At 67.9% G+C, this 16,749-nt stretch carries 17 protein-coding genes; 14 read left to right on the top strand and 3 right to left on the bottom strand.

Annotated elements, in window-relative coordinates; genetic code table 11:
- Positions 1-269 precede the first annotated feature (269 nt).
- The gene (gene dnaA, locus D4739_RS05865; RefSeq protein ID WP_120059698.1) at positions 270-1,700 is read right to left on the bottom strand and encodes a chromosomal replication initiator protein DnaA; all 1,431 of its coding nucleotides are present in this window, start codon (positions 1,698-1,700) and stop codon (positions 270-272) included.
- A 540-nt stretch (positions 1,701-2,240) separates the two neighbouring features.
- Here dnaA and rpmH point away from each other — a divergent pair.
- The 9 genes from rpmH to D4739_RS05820 all read left to right on the top strand — a co-directional run bounded on the left by rpmH (position 2,241) and on the right by D4739_RS05820 (position 9,113).
- Entirely contained in the window at positions 2,241-2,378 is a 138-nt protein-coding gene (gene rpmH / locus D4739_RS05860; RefSeq protein ID WP_120059697.1) for a 50S ribosomal protein L34, read from the top strand.
- A 24-nt stretch (positions 2,379-2,402) separates the two neighbouring features.
- Positions 2,403-2,735, top strand: coding sequence for a ribonuclease P protein component (gene rnpA / locus D4739_RS05855; RefSeq protein ID WP_120059696.1), 333 nt, complete (start codon positions 2,403-2,405; stop codon positions 2,733-2,735).
- Between the two features lie 16 nt (positions 2,736-2,751).
- Positions 2,752-3,015 carry a membrane protein insertion efficiency factor YidD gene (gene yidD / locus D4739_RS05850; protein WP_120059695.1) on the top strand — a complete coding sequence of 88 codons (264 nt, stop codon included), beginning with the start codon at positions 2,752-2,754 and terminating at the stop codon, positions 3,013-3,015.
- Positions 3,016-3,048: 33 nt separating this feature from the next.
- Positions 3,049-3,981, top strand: coding sequence for a membrane protein insertase YidC (gene yidC / locus D4739_RS05845; RefSeq protein ID WP_420799027.1), 933 nt, complete (start codon positions 3,049-3,051; stop codon positions 3,979-3,981).
- Positions 3,978-4,508, top strand: coding sequence for a Jag family protein (locus D4739_RS05840; protein ID WP_220699240.1), 531 nt, complete (start codon positions 3,978-3,980; stop codon positions 4,506-4,508). Before yidC ends, D4739_RS05840 begins: the two co-directional genes overlap by 4 nt.
- 10 nt (positions 4,509-4,518) lie before the next feature.
- Positions 4,519-5,271, top strand: a complete 753-nt coding sequence (rsmG, locus tag D4739_RS05835) for a 16S rRNA (guanine(527)-N(7))-methyltransferase RsmG (protein WP_182920325.1) — start codon at positions 4,519-4,521, stop codon at positions 5,269-5,271.
- 113 nt (positions 5,272-5,384) lie between these two features.
- Complete coding sequence (locus D4739_RS05830; RefSeq protein ID WP_420799015.1) at positions 5,385-6,323, top strand: AAA family ATPase; 939 nt, start codon at positions 5,385-5,387, stop codon at positions 6,321-6,323.
- Positions 6,320-7,453, top strand: coding sequence for a ParB/RepB/Spo0J family partition protein (locus D4739_RS05825; RefSeq protein ID WP_476638907.1), 1,134 nt, complete (start codon positions 6,320-6,322; stop codon positions 7,451-7,453). The genes D4739_RS05830 and D4739_RS05825 overlap by 4 nt, the downstream gene beginning before the upstream one ends.
- Before the next feature lie 271 nt (positions 7,454-7,724).
- Entirely contained in the window at positions 7,725-9,113 is a 1,389-nt protein-coding gene (locus D4739_RS05820; RefSeq protein ID WP_120059691.1) for an NAD-dependent malic enzyme, read from the top strand.
- Positions 9,114-9,173: 60 nt separating this feature from the next.
- Here D4739_RS05820 and D4739_RS05815 read toward each other — a convergent pair whose 3' ends face one another.
- Entirely contained in the window at positions 9,174-10,568 is a 1,395-nt protein-coding gene (locus D4739_RS05815; RefSeq protein WP_120059690.1) for an APC family permease, read from the bottom strand.
- Positions 10,569-10,651: 83 nt separating this feature from the next.
- Between D4739_RS05815 and D4739_RS05810 the strand changes: the two genes are divergently transcribed.
- The 3 genes from D4739_RS05810 to D4739_RS05800 all read left to right on the top strand — a co-directional run bounded on the left by D4739_RS05810 (position 10,652) and on the right by D4739_RS05800 (position 13,487).
- Entirely contained in the window at positions 10,652-11,272 is a 621-nt protein-coding gene (locus D4739_RS05810; RefSeq protein ID WP_238473536.1) for a TetR/AcrR family transcriptional regulator, read from the top strand.
- 216 nt (positions 11,273-11,488) lie between these two features.
- A complete protein-coding gene (locus D4739_RS05805; protein WP_238473535.1) occupies positions 11,489-12,508 on the top strand; it encodes an agmatine deiminase family protein in 1,020 nt (339 codons plus the stop codon).
- Positions 12,509-12,542: 34 nt separating this feature from the next.
- A complete protein-coding gene (locus tag D4739_RS05800; RefSeq protein ID WP_120059687.1) occupies positions 12,543-13,487 on the top strand; it encodes a nitrilase-related carbon-nitrogen hydrolase in 945 nt (314 codons plus the stop codon).
- Positions 13,488-13,497: 10 nt separating this feature from the next.
- Here D4739_RS05800 and D4739_RS05795 read toward each other — a convergent pair whose 3' ends face one another.
- Positions 13,498-14,034, bottom strand: a complete 537-nt coding sequence (locus D4739_RS05795) for an Lrp/AsnC family transcriptional regulator (RefSeq protein WP_120059686.1) — start codon at positions 14,032-14,034, stop codon at positions 13,498-13,500.
- A gap of 128 nt (positions 14,035-14,162) precedes the next feature.
- Here D4739_RS05795 and D4739_RS05790 point away from each other — a divergent pair, with 128 nt between their 5' ends.
- Together D4739_RS05790 and D4739_RS05785 are read left to right on the top strand one after the other, a co-directional pair.
- Positions 14,163-15,656: a DUF6421 family protein gene (locus tag D4739_RS05790; RefSeq protein WP_120059685.1), complete on the top strand. Its 1,494-nt coding sequence runs from the start codon at positions 14,163-14,165 to the stop codon at positions 15,654-15,656.
- The gene (locus tag D4739_RS05785) at positions 15,643-16,710 is read left to right on the top strand and encodes a threonine aldolase family protein (protein ID WP_120059684.1); all 1,068 of its coding nucleotides are present in this window, start codon (positions 15,643-15,645) and stop codon (positions 16,708-16,710) included. The genes D4739_RS05790 and D4739_RS05785 overlap by 14 nt, the downstream gene beginning before the upstream one ends.
- Positions 16,711-16,749 lie beyond the last annotated feature (39 nt).

Here is a 16,749-nt window from a genome sequence, read left to right as displayed (position 1 = left end):
TTGGCGGTCGATGGGATGTGTAGAGGTCTATTAGTTGTCATAGGGTCCGTGGAAACTGTGGACAACTACTGTTCCTGCAGGTCAGAGGTGCTTTTGGAGTGCACAGGACCTGTGCGCTGCCGTCGTACCCCGTGCACCGGCCTGTGGTTTCGTCGGTGCCCTGTGCGCTGATTCCACAGTTGTGCACAGATGACAGGCGTGTGTTTCGGACCAGGAATGACATTCATTCCACAGGCTCGGGCACGTCTTGTCAGCCGCGACCCTGCTCCTCAGCCCTGACGGGCCTGCATCTTGATCCGGTTCGTGAGCTCGCTGACCTGGTTGAAGACGGCGCGCCGCTCGGCGAGCAGCTGGTTGATCTTCCGGTCTGCGTACATCACCGTTGTGTGGTCGCGATCGCCGAACTGCTTGCCGATCTTGGGCAGCGAGAGGTCGGTCAGCTCCCGGCAGAGGTACATCGCGATCTGGCGCCCGGTGACCAGGTGGCGACCGCGGCTCGGCCCGGTCAGCTCCTCGATGGAGACACCGAAGTACGCCGCGGTCTGGGCGATGATCTGCGCCGCGGTGATCTGCGGCTCGCCACCCTCGGGGATCAGGTCCTTCAGGACGATCTCGGCCAGGGTCATGTCGACTTCCTGGCGGTTGAGGTTGGCGAACGCCGTGACGCGGATCAGGGCGCCTTCGAGCTCGCGGATGTTGGTCTGGATCTTCGACGCGATGAACTCGAGCACGTCCGGCGGCGCGGTGAGCCGGTCGATCGCGGCCTTCTTGCGCAGGATCGCGATGCGGGTCTCCAGGTCGGGCGGCTGGACGTCGGTGATGAGGCCCCACTCGAAGCGGCTGCGCAGGCGGTCCTCGAGTGCCTCGAGGCGCTTGGGCGCGCGGTCGGACGTGAGGACGATCTGCTTGTTGGCGTTGTGCAGCGCGTTGAAGGTGTGGAAGAACTCCTCCTGCGTCTGCGTCTTGCCCTCGAGGAACTGGATGTCGTCGATCAGCAGGACATCGACGTCGCGATAGCGCTTCTGGAACTGCTCGGTCTTCTTGTCCTTGATCGAGTTGATGAACTCGTTCGTGAACTCCTCCGAGGAGACGTAGCGGACCTTGGCACCGCGATAGAGCGACCGGACGTAGTGGCCGATGGCGTGCAGCAAGTGGGTCTTGCCCAGCCCGGAGTCGCCGTAGACCAGAAGTGGGTTGTAGGCCTTGCCGGGCGCTTCGGCAACCGCGACGGCGGCTGCATGGGGGAATCGGTTCGACGAGCCGATGACGAAGGTCTCGAAGACGTACTTGGGGTTGAGGCGGGTCTCGAGCGCGCTCGGCGAAGGCGACGTCTCTGTCGTCATGTCGACAAAGTGACTTGTCGGCTCGGGCTCGTCATCCGGCTCAGGAGCCATGTGCTTCCCGACCGGGGGCATCTCCTCGACGACGATGCCGTCATCGAGCTGCGGGTTGACCGTGACCGCGATCCGGATGTTGGTGCCGAATGCGTCGCTCAGCGAGTCCTCGAGCCGGGTCCGGAGACGGCCCTCGAGCTGGGTGCGGGTGAAGTCATTGGGAACGGCGATGATCGCCGTCGTCTCGTGCAGCGTGACCGGCTCGCTCGAACGGAGCCAGGCTCGCTGGTTGGGCTGCAGGTCGTTGACCAGGTTGCGCCAGACCGTTGCCAGGTCAAGCGCATTTCCCTCGGTGTTCTCCACGATCGACCCAGACTCCTTCGTGTCGTCCGACCGCCCATGCGGTCGCCTCCGTCACACTTCTTGTCACGTCACCAGCGGGACGCCGGACGACGAAACTTGTTCCACAACTTTATCCACAGGTTGTGAACCATGCTCCCCGGGTGTGGATGACGCCTCTCCCAGCTCCCCGGAAAGCCACGCTGTTCTTGATGTTTCTGCAGGTCAGACGCGCAATTGGGGACAATGTGAGCCACGCCACAGCACCTCCGATCCTGCCTGTGGAGAGCGGTGGACAGCGCGCTGGAAGACAGGGAACGTAACAAGCCGAACGAGGCCTCAGCAAGGGTTCATCCACAGGCAAGTCAGTCGTGGGTTTGACCCTGTGTTTCCGCAGCGCGTACCGTTGCTAGGTCGTCCCGGTGTCGACCGGTGCCGCATGTCCACGGACACCCACCTCATGGTGGGCGTTGCCGTGGGTGGGCGGTGCCAGCCGAAAAGCTGCTCCGCCGCCGCACCGGGTCGTGGACACCCCCTGGAATCGATTCCCCGCATCGGAGATCAGTCGTGAGCAAGCGCACCTACCAGCCGAACAACCGTCGCCGTCACAAGAAGCACGGTTTCCGCCTCCGCATGCGCACCCGCGCCGGTCGCGCCATCCTGTCCTCGCGTCGCAGCAAGGGCCGCAAGCAGATCGCCGTCTGAGCCCACCAACGAATCCGCGCGGCCTTGTTGCCCCGGGAGCACCGGCTCACGTCTGGTGAGGACTTCCGGAGCGCAACGCGACATGGTCGCCGAGCCGGCACACGCACCCTTGTCGCCCACTTGTGGGTGCCATCGGAGGAGTTGCCGGCCCGTGTCGGATTCGTGGTGAGCAAGGCCGTCGGCCCTGCTGTCACCCGCAACCGCGTGAAGCGCCGGCTGCGACACCTGGCCCGGGAGCAAGTTTCCTCGCTCCCGGGCTCTGCTGTGCTCGTGATCAGGGCACTTCCCGCCTCAGCGGACGCGTCGTACGACGAGCTGGGTCGAGATCTGGCGACCGCGCTGGAGCGGATTTCCTGATGAAGGCGAGTGCTCGATGAAGTACCTGCTGATCGGGTTCCTGAAGCTCTACCGGCTGTTGATCAGCCCGCTCTACGGCCAGGTCTGTCGCTATCACCCGAGTTGTTCGGCCTACGCGCTGGAAGCCGTGCAGCAGCACGGTTCCCTCCGCGGCAGCTGGCTCGCCGTACGCCGTCTCGGTCGCTGCCACCCGTGGGCAGCAGGCGGCTACGACCCGGTTCCACCTCGCTCGGCCCCCACAGCTTGCCCTGCACCCTCCGCCCCCATTCAAGGAGCTTGAGTGTCCTTCTTCGGCGCCATCGGCGGCTTCATCATGACGCCGCTCTACTACGTCATCTCGCTAGTGCTGGTCGGCTTCCACAAGCTGTTCAGCGCGTTCCTCGCTCCTGAAAGCGGTGCCGCTTGGGTGCTGTCGATCGTGGGCCTCACGATCGTCATCCGTGCCGCGCTGATCCCGCTCTTCGTGAAGCAGATCAAGTCCTCACGCAACATGCAGCTGTTGCAGCCCCAGGTGAAGGAGCTGCAGAAGAAGTTCGGCCACGACCGTGAGCGGCTCACGCAGGAGACGATGAAGCTGTACAAGGAAGCGGGCACCAACCCGTTTGCCTCGTGCCTGCCGATCCTGCTGCAGATGCCGATCTTCCTGGCGCTCTTCCGATTGCTCGACCAGGCGGCTCACGAGAAGCCCAAGGGCATCCTGACGCTCGAGCAGGCTCAGCAGTTCGGTGAGGCCAAGCTGTTCGGGGTGAACATCGCGTCGACGTTCATGCGCGCTGATGGTGACATCGGCGTGCAGGTTATGGCGTTGGTCCTGGTCTTCGCCATGTTCATCACCACGTTCGTCACCCAGCGTCAGCTGATGACCAAGAACATGCCCAAGACGGCGCTCGAGGGGCCGTATGCGCAGCAGCAGAAGATGTTGCTCTACATCCTCCCGGTCGTCTTCGCGGTCGGTGGCATCGCCTTTCCGATCGGTGTCCTTGTCTACTGGACCGTCTCGAACCTGTGGACCATGGGCCAGCAGTTCTACGTGATCCGCCGCAACCCGGGCCCCGGCACGCCGGCCGCCGAGGAGAAGGCGAAGCGTGACGCACACAAGGCAGCCCGCCACGGCGGCACCGTTGCACCCACGTCCACGGCGACCGGCACGGAGGCCCCCGCCCCGGAGGCCCCGGTCCGGCAGCAGCCGAAGAAGCAGTCGCGCGAGCAGCGCAAGAAGAACCGTCCGCAGGGAGAGCAGAAGTGAGCGACGAGACCACCACCGTGCAAACCACTGACGAGGACGTCGTGGAGTCGGGCGCTGGACGTCCGAGCCGTGTCGAGCGCCTCGAGAACGAGGGCGACATCGCAGCGGACTACCTCGAGGAGCTCCTCGACATCGCTGACCTTGATGGCGATCTCGACATGGACGTCGAGGGCGACCGGGCGGCAGTCTCCATCGTCGGCGCGGACCTGAGCCAGCTCGTGGGTGCACGAGGCGAGGTCCTCGAGGCTCTCCAGGAGCTGACCCGGCTCGCGGTCTACCGCGAGACCGGCGAGCGCTCCCGCCTGATGCTCGACGTGAGCGGCTACCGCGCGCGCCAGCGTGAGGAGCTCGTGGTGCTGGCGGACAAGACCGTGGCCGAGGTCAAGGCGTCGGGCGAGCCCGTGTCGCTGAAGCCGATGTCCCCGTTCGAGCGCAAGGTCGTGCACGACGCGGTCGCCGCTGCGGGTCTGCAGTCTGAGTCCGAGGGCGCCGAGCCGCGTCGCTACGTCGTCGTTCTGCCCGCCTGAGAGTGTTGACGTGAATGACGTTTCACGTGAAACGCCCCCCGCACTGCCGGAGCCCCCGGCTTCGGTGCGGGGGGTTTTTCCTTCCGACCGACTCCCCCTGATCACCGCGTACGCCGAGTCGCTGGCGACGGACGGCGTGGTCCGCGGTCTGATCGGTCCTCGTGAGGTTCCGCGGCTCTGGGAGCGCCACCTTCTCAACTGTGGTGCCCTGGCGGACCTGATTCCTGACGGCGCGACCGTGTGCGACATCGGCAGTGGCGCTGGTCTTCCCGGCCTGGTGCTGGCCATCGCTCGCCCAGACCTCACCATCACCCTGGTCGAGCCACTCCTGCGGCGGACCACCTATCTCTCCGAGATCGTCGAGCAGCTCGAACTGTCCCATGTGACAGTGCACCGTGGTCGGGCGGATGAGCTCCACGGCAAGGCCCGGTTCGATGTCGTCACCTCACGCGCTGTGGCACCCCTGGAGCGCCTCCTGGGATGGTCAATGCCCCTGGTCGCCCCGCACGGCGCTCTGGTCGCGCTGAAGGGCAGCTCGATCTCCGAGGAGATTGTGGAGGCCGCATCAGTGCTCGCGCAGCTGGGTTGTGCGGCACCGGAGGTGCTGCCAGTCGGTGAGGGTCTCATCGACGATCCCACCTGTGCAGTGCGGGTGGCCTGGGCCGATCCCGGGAAGGTAGTTTTGACCCCTGCGCGTCCCGCTTCGAGGGGCTCGCGGAACCAAGGCAAGGCCCGCGGCCGGACTGGTCGCTCGCGGAGCTGAACGGTGGTTTTCCACCGGTAGAACCTCCTCCGTGAGCGCGTCATCCACAGGCGGAGGCAATTCATCCACAGGAAGAGGACCTCGTGGTTTCACGTGAAACAGGCTCGGGATTCGTGGTCAGGACCGCCGCAGACCTCGCCGACGCCGGACCCACGTTCGCAGACGAAACCACTCCGCTGGCGCGAGCCGCGGAGCACTCCGTCCTCGCACGCCAGGGATCGATGGCTCGTCCGCCGCTGCACCGACCGGGCCGTACCCGCGTCATGGTGGTGGCGAACCAGAAGGGTGGCGTTGGCAAGACGACGTCCACGGTGAACCTGGCGGCTGCGCTCGCGCAGCTCGGCCAGCGGGTCCTGGTCATCGACCTCGACCCCCAGGGCAACGCCTCCACGGCACTGAACATCGACCACCACCGTGGCGTGCCCTCGACGTACGACATGCTCGTGAACGGCGACGCTCTCGCTGACGTCGTGCAGCCGTGTCCCGACCAGCCCAACCTGTGGGTGGTCCCGGCAACGATCGACCTTGCCGGCGCTGAGATCGAGCTGGTCTCCGTGGTCGCCCGCGAGAGCCGGCTGCAGAAGGCGATCTTCGGTCACCCGACGGTCGGCGATGCCGATGTCGCGGGCGACGAGCGCTTCGACTACGTCCTGGTCGACTGCCCGCCGTCACTCGGCCTGCTCACACTGAACGCCCTCGTGGCCGGCGAGGAGATGGTCATCCCGATCCAGGCGGAGTACTACGCCCTCGAGGGCCTCGGCATGCTGCTCGAGACCGTCGAGATGGTGAAGAAGCACCTCAACCAGAAGCTTTCGGTCTCGACCATCCTGATCACCATGTACGACGCGCGCACCCGACTCGCAGCCGGTGTTGCCGAGGAAGTGCGTGATCACTTCGGTGACACGGTGCTGAAGACCTACATCCCGCGTTCTGTGCGTGTCTCCGAGGCGCCGTCCTACAGCCAGACGGTGATGACCTACGATCCGGGCTCACCGGGAGCGCTCAGTTACCTGGAGGCGGCACGCGAGATGGCACGGAAGGCGCAGGCGTGATGAACGATCGACAGCCCCAGCGACGCGGACTGGGACGTGGCCTCGGTGCCCTCATCCCGACGGCTCCCGTGGATGACGAAGTTGCCCCGGCGCCGATCTTCCCGAAGGCCCCGCCTTCGACCAACGGCAACGGCTCGACGTCGGATGCAGGCGCGCAGTCGGCTCCAGACGCCCCTGCTGCCGGGACGACCGGCTCGCAGCTGGGAACGGGATCATCCGCGGCGACGACCGCTCCGGACGCCGCCGGTGGTGCGGGTGGCTCGGGAGCCAACGGTGAGGGTGGCCGGCACGCCGCGGTCGCCGGCGGCGTCATCGAGACGGGCGCTTACTTCGCTGAGCTCCCGATCACGCAGATCACGCCCAACCAGTGGCAGCCGCGCCAGGTCTTCGAAGAAGAGGCACTGGCAGAGCTGGTCCACTCGATCCGCGAGATCGGTCTGCTGCAGCCCATCGTGGTCCGCGAGTCCGGTCCGGGCACGTTTGAGCTGATCATGGGTGAGCGGCGCTGGCGCGCTTCGCAGGAGGCCGGCCTCGATCGGATTCCCGCGATCGTGCGGCAGACCGAGGACGACGACATGCTCCGGGACGCGCTCCTGGAGAACCTCCACCGCTCGCAGCTGAACTCGCTCGAGGAGGCGGCTGCCTACCGTCAGCTCCTGGATGACTTCGGCTGCACGCACGACGAGCTGGCGACCCGGATCGGCCGCTCGCGCCCGCAGATCAGCAACACGCTCCGGCTCCTCAAGCTCTCGCCTGCGGTGCAGCGCCGTGTGGCGGCGGGCGTCCTGTCCGCTGGGCACGCTCGCTCGCTCCTCGCTGTCGAGGACGCCGAGATCCAGGACCGTCTGGCCCAGCGCGTCGTGGCCGAGGGCATCAGCGTCCGCGGCCTCGAGGAGATCGTCGCCGTTGGAGAACACGGTCGTGGTGGCCAGCGCACCCAGCGGCGCAAGCCGGTGGCTCCGGGACTCGACGACATCTCCGAGCGCCTGAGTGACCGCCTGGAGACCCGCGTGAAGGTCGAGCTCGGCAAGTCCAAGGGCAAGATCACCATCGAGTTCGCCTCACTGGACGACCTGCGCCGGATCGTCGACGTGGTGGATCCGCGCAACCGTCACGATCGCCCGATCTGATCCCTCGGGCCCGAAGGCCCAGGCTCGAAGGCCCAGGCCTCGATCACCGGCCGGGCCCGTTGTGGGTGACGGCTGGTCCGCGGGACGGGACGCCTGTCGACCCAGCGCGATCCCCAAAGCAATAAGACAATAAAGCAATATGTCGACATGACGACCACAGAGGGCCTGATGTTTCCCGTGAAACAACCACGGAGCATCGGGCCCTCTGGCGTCAGAACCGGGCCCCTCTGTTACTTCCGCGTAAGCCCCTTGGGGGAGGAAGGTGGAGCCCATGAGCGTCACACCGTCGTCGTACTCCGTCACTATCCGCCTCTACACGCGCCCTGACTTCGCAGTCGTCGGCACTGTCGCAACGTCGATTGCCGCTTCGGGCGGCATCGTCACCGCCATCGACGTCGCCGAGTCACGGCACGACCGCCTGGTCGTCGACGTGACGTGCAGTGCGCGGGACGCCGACCACAGCGAGCAGCTCGTGAAAGTGGTGGAGGGACTCGACGGCATCACCGTGCACAAGGTGTCAGACCGGACGTTCCTGCTGCACCTGGGCGGCAAGATCGAAGTCGCGAGCAAGGTCCCGTTGAAGAACCGTGACGACCTGTCGATGGCCTACACGCCAGGGGTTGGTCGGGTCTGCATGGCGCTGGCCGAGCACCCTGAGGACATTCCCAAGCTGACCATCAAGGGCAACGCCGTTGCCGTCGTCACCGACGGGTCCGCAGTTCTCGGCCTCGGCAACATCGGCCCGGGCGCCTCACTGCCCGTGACGGAGGGCAAGGCCGCGCTGTTCAAGCGCTTCGCCAACATCGACGCGTGGCCGATCTGCCTCGACACCCAGGATGTGGACGAGATCGTCCGCACCGTGGAGCTGATCGCTCCCGGGTTCGGCGGCATCAACCTCGAGGACATCGCTGCGCCGCGCTGCTTCGAGATCGAGCGTCGGCTCCGTGCCTCGCTCGACATTCCCGTGTTCCACGACGACCAACACGGAACCGCCATCGTGGTCCTCGCGGCGCTCACGAATGCGCTCCGTGTCGTCGGCAAGGCCGTGAATGACGTGCGGGTGGTCGTCTCGGGCGCCGGCGCTGCAGGCTCGGCCATCGTGGACCTGCTCCTCGCCGGCGGCGTCGGCGATGTCGTGGTCTGGGACCGGGAAGGGCTCCTGTCGCGCGATGACAGCACCCTGCCGCCCGCCAAGGCCGCACTCGCCGGCCGCACGAACGCGAGCTGCCTCCGCGGTGAGCTCCGCGACGGCCTGGCCGGATCTGATGTCTTCATCGGCGTGAGCGGGCCGGGCGTGCTCAAGGCCGAGTGGATCGCGGACATGGCCGACCAGCCCATCGTCTTCGCCCTCGCCAACCCGGACCCCGAGGTCGACCCGGTCGAGGCTTCGAAGTACGCCGCGGTGGTGGCCAGCGGCCGCAGCGACTACCCCAACCAGATCAACAACGTGCTCGCCTTCCCGGGTGTCTTCCGCGGCCTTCTCGACGCACGCGCCAGCGAGATCACTCCGGCCATGCTGCTGCGCGCGGCGTACGCCATCGCGGCGACCGTCACCGACGAGGAGCTCCACGCCAGCTTCATCATCCCGAGCGTCTTCAACCCGGCGGTGCCGAAGGCTGTCGCCGAGGCAATCAAGGGCCCGGAGGTCGTGAAGATCTGAGCTGCAAAGAACGGAGGGGCCCAGCAGTTGCTGGGCCCCTCCGTCGTCTCCGGGCTGCGATCAGGAATCGGCCCGGTCGTCGACCAGGAAGTGCGTGGTCGAGCGGGGGCGCAGGTAGCCGACGTAGTAGATGAGTGCCGCGCCCAGGAGAGCGCCCACTGCGACGAGGTCACCGAGAGCGGACTCCCTGAGCGCGTAGCCCACGCCGACGATCACGAGGACCGGGGCGGCGGGCCACAGCGGCATCCTCCAGCCGGCGTGGGGGGCGCGGCGTACGAAGAGGGCAGCCACGGCGACGGTCATGTAGACCGACGCCAGGATGACCGAGGTGATGCCGAGCAGCGCCTCGATGTCCATGAGCCAAGCCATGAGCGCGCCGGGCACGCCGACGAGGAGCGTGGCGATCACCGGGGAGCCGAAGCGCGGGTGCAGCGTGGCGAGCGCGTTGTTGATGGGCTCGGGCCACGCCTTGTCGCGGGCAGTGGCGTAGACGACGCGGGAGTTCTGGATCACCATCACGATGACCGCGTTGAGGATTGCCACGGCGATGCCGACGCTGATCGCGGCAGACATGCGGGGGCTGGACCAGGCGGTGACGTACTCGGGGAAGGTGCCGGTCGCGAGGTCGTTGAGCGAGCCGACGCCGAGCACCGTCGCGATGGTCGGGACGATGATGATCACGGCGCCGAGTGCCAGGGAACCGAGGACCGCCCACTTCACGTTGCGGCGGGGTTCGACCATCTCCTCGGCGAGGTATGTCGCGGTGGTGAAGCCCGAGCAGGTGAAGATGGCGATGGCGAGGCCGGAGAGCAGGATGCCTGCGGTGAACGGCGTGAGCGAGCTGCCGTCGCTGACCTGTGCCTGCCACAGCGTGTCGAAGCCGCGCTCCGCGTGGGAGAAGCCGAGCCACGCCACCGCGCCAGCGGCGATGGTCTCGACGACCAGGAACGCACCGGTGACGTAGGCGTTCGACTTGATGTCGAGGAGACCGGTGGCGGTCGCGAGCAGCATGACCACGGCGCCGGTGGTCGCGCGGTCCAGGCCGACGATCGGTGCCAGGTAGTCGGCGGTGCCGAGGGCGATGACCGGGGGGATGACGATCAGGGTCGCGGAGGTGAGCGCGAAGGTGAGCCAGCCCGCGGGACGGCCGAGCGTGTGGGTCACCATCGCGTACTCGCCGCCGCTGCTCGGCGTACGCGTGCCGAGCTCGGAGTAGCAGATGCCCACGGCCGCGGAGATGAGTACGCCGACGAGCAGGGTGAGCACGACGCCCGAGCCCTGTGAGGCGAGCAGCTCGGGAACGATGATGAAGAGGCTGGAGGCGGGAGTGACGCAGGAGAGCGTCAGGAGGATGACGGCGGTCAGGCCGAGCACTGGCTTGAGGCCGTGCTCGACGGGCCTGTCATCGGAGGCGGCTGCCGTCGGGACGCCGGGGGAGTCGGACACAGTGGACATTAGACACCTCATGAGTGTGATTTGAACGACATACAAATTGGAGTGCCCCGACTATGCGCCTCGCTCACGGCTAGGGTCAAGGGGTGACCTCTGAAATGTCGTCCGATTTAACAAAGGCCCCCGCCGACGGCGCCGCGGCTCCCCGGCGCCATCGCCGTCTCGATCGCCCGCGGGAGCGCGTCCTCGAGGAGGCGTGGCAGCTCCTCGTCGAGAAGGGACTCGCCGACCTCACGCTCGCCGAGCTCGGGCGCCGGGTGGACACCAGCGCGGGCCACCTCCTCTACTACTTCGGCAGCAAGGACGAGATCCTGCTCGAGGTGCTCCGCTGGAGCGAGGACCAGCTGTGGGAGCGCTGGGCCGAGTCGTTGACCGAGGAGATGTCGTTCGAGGCGCGCTTCGACCTGTTCTGCACGCAGTTCCTCCCGACCGGCCTCGGCGATCCGAGGTGGCTGGTCTGGATCGAGCTCTGGCCACGCGTGCTCCGCAGCGAGCCACTCCGCAACTCCTACGACGCGCTGGACCAGGTGTGGCGCGTCGCCCTCGCCGAGCTGCTGGCTGCCGAAGGGATTCCGGAGTCGTCGAACCTCGCCCGGAGGATCTGTGCGCTGCTCGACGGCTTGAGCGTCGCCGTTGTCCTGGGCGAGCCCGACATGACGGCTGCCGACGCCGTCCAGCACGCCCGCGCACTCCTGCCTGTCCGCTAGCCCGACCTCCCCACCTCGCGAGCCCTCGCGCGGTCCGCCTGCGCGTACGCCGAGCCCCGCTGCCCATGCGCAGCAGGGCCCGACGGTGTTTCCGCGCCTTCCCGAAGGCTTCGCGGCGACTCGGTGGGCGGAAGGGGCTTGCGCCGGCCGGCGACGCAGGTTTACCGTCTGATCATGTTTGAATTGCGTTCAAATCAACCGGCGTCTCGATGGCAGATGCCGGCGGAGACCGCGCCCCATGACGCCACGTGGATGGCCTGGCCGGGCAGCGGCTACACCCTGGGGGAGAGTGCGGCAGAAGCCGAGATCGCCCGTGCGACCTGGGCTGCGGTCGCCAACGCCATCGTTGCGCGCGAGCCCCTCCGCATGCTGGTCCCGCCTCACGAGCGTCCGCACGCGCGCCGCCTTCTCGATCCCGCGATCGAGCTCCACGAGGTGCGGCTCGACGATGCCTGGTACCGCGACATCGGGCCAACCTTCGTCGTCGGCGCCGACCAGCACGGCGGTCCGGCCCTCGGTGCGGTCAACTGGGTCTTCAACGGATGGGGCCAGCAGGACTGGGCCACCTGGGAGCACGACGCCGTCGCGAGCCTCGTCGCCACCTCAGCCTCTTGTGCGCACCGGATCGACTCGCCGATGGTCAACGAGGGAGGCGGCATCCACACCGATGGCGCGGGCACCTTCCTGGTCACCGAGACCGTCCAGCTCGACCCCGGGCGCAACGCGGGCTGGACCAGGCAGGCGGTCGAGGACGAGCTGGCCCGCACCGTCGGTGCGCGCAAGGTGATCTGGCTTCCGCGCGGGCTGACCCGGGACAGCGAGAAGTTCGGGACTCGCGGGCACGTCGACATCGTGGCCACCTTCGCTGACCGAGGGGTCGTCCTCCTGCACGAGCAGCGCAACGATGCGCACCCCGACGCCGCGGTCAGCCGCGAGCTCGCGACCGTGTTTCACGGGGAACACGACGCCGAGGGCAAGCCGATCGAGGTCGTTGCCCTGCCGGCGCCGACCCAGTTGCGCGATGCCGTGGGGTGGGTCGACTGGAGCTACGTCAACCACTACGTCTGCAACGGCGCCGTCATCGCGTGCGCCTTCGACGACCCGGCTGACGCCGAGGCCCGCGAGGTGCTCGCCGCGGCGTACCCCGGGCGGGACGTCGTGCAGATCGACGCCCGCCCGATCTTCGACCGCGGTGGCGGCATCCACTGCATCACCCAGCAGCAGCCCGCGCTCTGAGCGCCCCAACCCGATCTCGCCAAGGACACGAACCATGCAGCTCATCACCGCGAATCCCCAGCCCTCGCTCGCCCGCGTCGCACCGGGCGATGCCCGCACCCTGACCGTCGGCGTCGTCCAGGTGCACTGGCACGAAGACCCCGCAACGCACGCCGCAGCCCTGACCGACGGCGTACGCCGCGCAGCCGAGGCCGGCGCGCAGGTCGTGTTCCTCCCCGAGCTCACGCTGTCGCGCTATCCGGCCGACCTTCGGCCCACGGGTCGCCCGGCCGACCTGGCCGAGTCGATCGAGCACGGCCCGACGCGCGTGCTGGCCTCGAAGCTGGCCGGCGAGTTCGGCGTCCTCGTGCACGCCTCGCTCTACGAGGCGGCTGCGGCTCCCGAGGGGAGCGATGACGGCCTCGGCTACAACACCGCGATCCTGGTCGCGCCCGGAGGAGCGCTCGTGGGTCGCACCCGCAAGCTGCACATCCCGGTGACCGAGGGCTACTTCGAGGACCTCTTCTTCCGCCACGGCCCGGCCGATGAGCCGTACCCGGTGCACGTCGCCGACCTGCCTGGCGCGCCGAAGCTCGGCCTGCCGACCTGCTGGGACGAGTGGTTCCCGGAGGTGGCGCGCGCCTACTCCCTGGCCGGCGCCGAGGTGCTCGCCTACCCGACCGCGATCGGGTCCGAGCCCGACCACCCCGACTTCGACACCCAGCCGCTGTGGCAGCAGGTCATCGTCGGCAACGGCATCGCCAACGGCCTGTTCATGTGCGTGCCGAATCGCTGGGGTGACGAGGGCCGGGTCAGCTTCTACGGCTCGTCGTTCATCAGCGATCCCTACGGCCGGATCCTGGCCCAGGCGCCGCGCGAGGGCGACGCCGTACTCGTTGCCACGCTCGACCTCGACCAGCGCAAGGACTGGCTGACGCTCTTCCCGTTCCTGCAGACCCGCCGCCCCGACACCTACGCAAGCCTGGTCGCGGAGGCCTGACCCCCGAACCTCAGGCGGGGAGGATCGGGCGGTTCTCGTAGAAGGTCTGGAGCACGACGGTCGTGCGGGTGCTGACCGAGGCGGCGCTGCGGATGTCGCGGATCAGGCCCTCGAGATGGCGCGGTGACGCGACGCGCACGAAGAGGATGTAGCTCGCGTCGCCGGCGATCGAGTGGCACGCCTCGATCTCGGCGAGGTGCTCGAGCAGCTCGGGTGCGTTGTCGGGCTGGCCGGGGTCGAGGGGCGTGATCTCGACGAAGGCGGCGAGCGGCTTGCCAACGGCAGCGGGCTCGACGATCGCGCGGTAGCCGGTGATGACGCCACGCGCCTCCAGCCGGCGCAGGCGCGTCTGCACCGCGGAGACGGAGAGCGCTACCGCCGTGGAGAGATCGGACAGGGTCGCCCGGGCGTTGGCGGAGATCTCGCGGACGATCCCCGCGTCGATCTCGTCGTCGATGCGGGCCGGGGCCTTGCCGGACAGGGCGCCGTCCGGTGGCACCTGCTCAGTCCGCGCATGCTCATGCGGCGCCTTGTCGTTTCGGGCCATGGCGGCGAGGTTAGCAGCACGATGGGATAACGAACGGAAAACTTCCTGCTGCAAGAGCATGTGAGCGGAAACATTCCCCCTACTCTGGAAGGGACACGTCGTACGCGACACCACGAACGGAGGTTCCCATGCGCACCAGCCACGTCCAGGCGACCCAGGCCATCGTCGGAGAGCCCGAGGTTGTCGAGGACGGGACCTCGCGCGCGCAGGGCGTCGAGTCGAGTGCGGCGTGGCTGTCGTTGAAGGCCGCTGCGACGGCCCTTCAGCCCCTGCAGGCGCAGGACGGGTCCGTCCCGGATGCCGCCGATCACGCCGAGGCGCGGGGTCACGTCGCTGCAATCACGGCCGCGATCGAGGAGCTGCGCCCGCTGTTCCCGCATGACGACGCATACCTCGCGGCGTCGGTGCGGGACTTCGCCACCTGGGCCGATGGTGGTTTCGGGGTCCCGGACTTCCTCGACTCGCTCGTGGCCTTCCAGCCCCAGGAGCATCGTGTCGACGGGCTGCGCCACCTCGTGGTCTTCCCGATGTACACCCAGAACGGCTCCTCGGACCGCCATGTCGAGGCACTGCTGGTCGAGGTGATCTGGCCGGAGTTCATCGCGCACCTCGAGGCCGGTGACTACGGCAACCGGCTCTTCGTGCCGCTGCGGTTGCTCGACTTCACGTCCGGTTACGACACCAACAGCGCCGTGCTCTTCCCCGAGACGGTCGCCGTGCGCGAGACCCCGCAGTTCACCTGGGGCGCGATCTTCCAGGACCGTGAGGCCGCCCGGTTCCGCCGCGTCGTGGGCGCCGCCTCGGCGATCACCGACCTCGCGCTGCCCGAGGGTGCTGCCCGGATGCTCGAGGACCAGGCGCTGACCGAGAAGGCGTTCGTCGTGTGGGACCTGATCCACGACCGCACTCACATGCGGGGTGACCTGCCGTTCGACCCGTTCATGATCAAGCAGCGCATGCCCTACTTCCTCTACTCGCTCGAGGAGCTGCGCTGCGACCTGACCGCATTTCGCGAGTGCGTCTGGGTGGAGCAGCAGCTCACGGCCCGCCGGGACGAGTCCGGATCACGTGACGGGGTGGGCGGGCTGGAGACCATCGAGGTCGAGACCCTCGAGCACGCGAAGCTCGTCCAGTACGCCGTGATCTTCGACCGCATCTTCCGCTTCGCGATCACGGGCTCGAGGGTGCGCAACTACGACGGCCTCGGTGGCCAGCTGCTGTTCGCCTGGCTGCACCAGCGCGGCGTACTCCACTGGACCGACACCTCGCTCGCGTTCGACTGGGACGACGTGCCGGCTGCTGTCGTCGCGCTCGGCGACGCGATCGATGAGCTCTACTGGCGCTCGATCGACCGGCCGAAGACGGCGCACTGGCTCGCGGCGTACGAGCTGATCCGCAGCACCCTGACGCCGAACCCGGCGTCGGTGTGGGCGCGGGGACTCCCGGACGAGATCCTGGCCGGGCCGACGAAGGGCTACACGGACGCGGTGCTGGACGACGAGTTCCCGCTCTCGATGTTCTACGAGTCGCTCGACAAGAAGATGCGGCCCGTCATCGAGTCGACCGCGGGCATCGTGGGGACCGCCGGGCCAGCGGAGGGGAGCGGTGATGACGCTGCATGACCGCGAGGTCCGCGGCTTCGCCTCGGACAACTACTCCGGGATCCACCCCGAGGTGCTGGCAGCAATCGCCGCAGCCAACGGTGGGCACCAGGTCGCCTATGGCGAGGACGTCTACACGGTCCGGCTGCAGGAGGTCTTCGCGCAGCAGCTCGGCGAAGGCGTCGAGGCGTGGCCGGTCTTCAACGGCACCGGCGCCAACGTGGTCGGGCTCCAGTCGATGCTGCCTCGCTGGGGTGCCGTCGTCTGCGCTGCTTCGGCACACATCAACACCGATGAAGCCGGTGCGCCGGAGCGGGTGGCGGGGATCAAGCTCCTCCCCGTGCCGACCGAGGACGGGAAGCTGACCCCCGAGCTGATCGACCGCGAGGCGTGGGGGTTCGGCGACGAGCACCGCGCACAGCCCCTCGTCGTCTCGATCACCCAGTCGACCGAGCTTGGCACGGTCTACACGGTCGATGAGGTCCGCGCGATCACCGAGCACGCGCACGGCCTCGGCATGCGGGTGCACATGGACGGCGCACGCATCGCGAACGCCGCGGCATCGCTCGGCGTACCCCTGCGGGCGTTCACGCGCGACGCCGGCGTCGACGTCCTGAGCGTCGGCGGCACGAAGAACGGCGCGATGCTCGGTGAGGCGGTCGTCGTGCTCGACCCGGCCGCGTCCACCGGGCTGAAGTACCTGCGCAAGCTGGACATGCAGCTCGCCTCGAAGATGCGCTTCGTCTCCGCGCAGCTGATCGCGCTGCTCGAGGGCGACTTGTGGGTGCGCAACGCGACCCACGCCAACGCGATGGCGCAGCGGCTCCGGGCGGGGATCGAGGCCGGTCTGGCGGACGGGTCGATCCAGGGGGTCCGGCTGACCCGGCCGACCGAGTCCAACGGCGTCTTCGCGACGCTGCCGGCCGGTGTGGCGGACCGGTTGCGCGCGAGCTTCCGCTTCTACGACTGGGACCTTGCCGCAGGTGAGGTGCGCTGGATGTGCAGCTTCGACACGGAGAAGGAGGACGTGGACGAGCTGATCGCTGCCGTCGCGCGGGAGACCGTGCAGGGCTGATCCGGCGGATCTGTTGGTGACGGGCTATTGCGCATCGCA

Source organism: Nocardioides cavernaquae (genome assembly GCF_003600895.1).
GTDB classification, from domain to species: domain Bacteria; phylum Actinomycetota; class Actinomycetes; order Propionibacteriales; family Nocardioidaceae; genus Nocardioides; species Nocardioides cavernaquae.
Note: the sequence above shows the minus strand (reverse complement) of the source record. Positions and strands in the feature narration are given on the sequence as shown.

Excerpts from the sequence above, each read along its gene's own strand:
- yidD (WP_120059695.1), top strand. The coding sequence starts at position 2,752 with ATGAAGTACCTGCTGATCGGGTTCCTGAAGCTCTACCGGCTGTTGATC.
- yidC (WP_420799027.1), top strand. The coding sequence starts at position 3,049 with ATGACGCCGCTCTACTACGTCATCTCGCTAGTGCTGGTCGGCTTCCAC.
- D4739_RS05820 (WP_120059691.1), top strand. The coding sequence starts at position 7,725 with ATGAGCGTCACACCGTCGTCGTACTCCGTCACTATCCGCCTCTACACG.
- D4739_RS05815 (WP_120059690.1), bottom strand. The coding sequence starts at position 10,568 with ATGTCCACTGTGTCCGACTCCCCCGGCGTCCCGACGGCAGCCGCCTCC.
- D4739_RS05805 (WP_238473535.1), top strand. The coding sequence starts at position 11,489 with ATGCCGGCGGAGACCGCGCCCCATGACGCCACGTGGATGGCCTGGCCG.
- D4739_RS05800 (WP_120059687.1), top strand. The coding sequence starts at position 12,543 with ATGCAGCTCATCACCGCGAATCCCCAGCCCTCGCTCGCCCGCGTCGCA.
- D4739_RS05795 (WP_120059686.1), bottom strand. The coding sequence starts at position 14,034 with ATGGCCCGAAACGACAAGGCGCCGCATGAGCATGCGCGGACTGAGCAG.
- D4739_RS05790 (WP_120059685.1), top strand. The coding sequence starts at position 14,163 with ATGCGCACCAGCCACGTCCAGGCGACCCAGGCCATCGTCGGAGAGCCC.
- D4739_RS05785 (WP_120059684.1), top strand. The coding sequence starts at position 15,643 with ATGACGCTGCATGACCGCGAGGTCCGCGGCTTCGCCTCGGACAACTAC.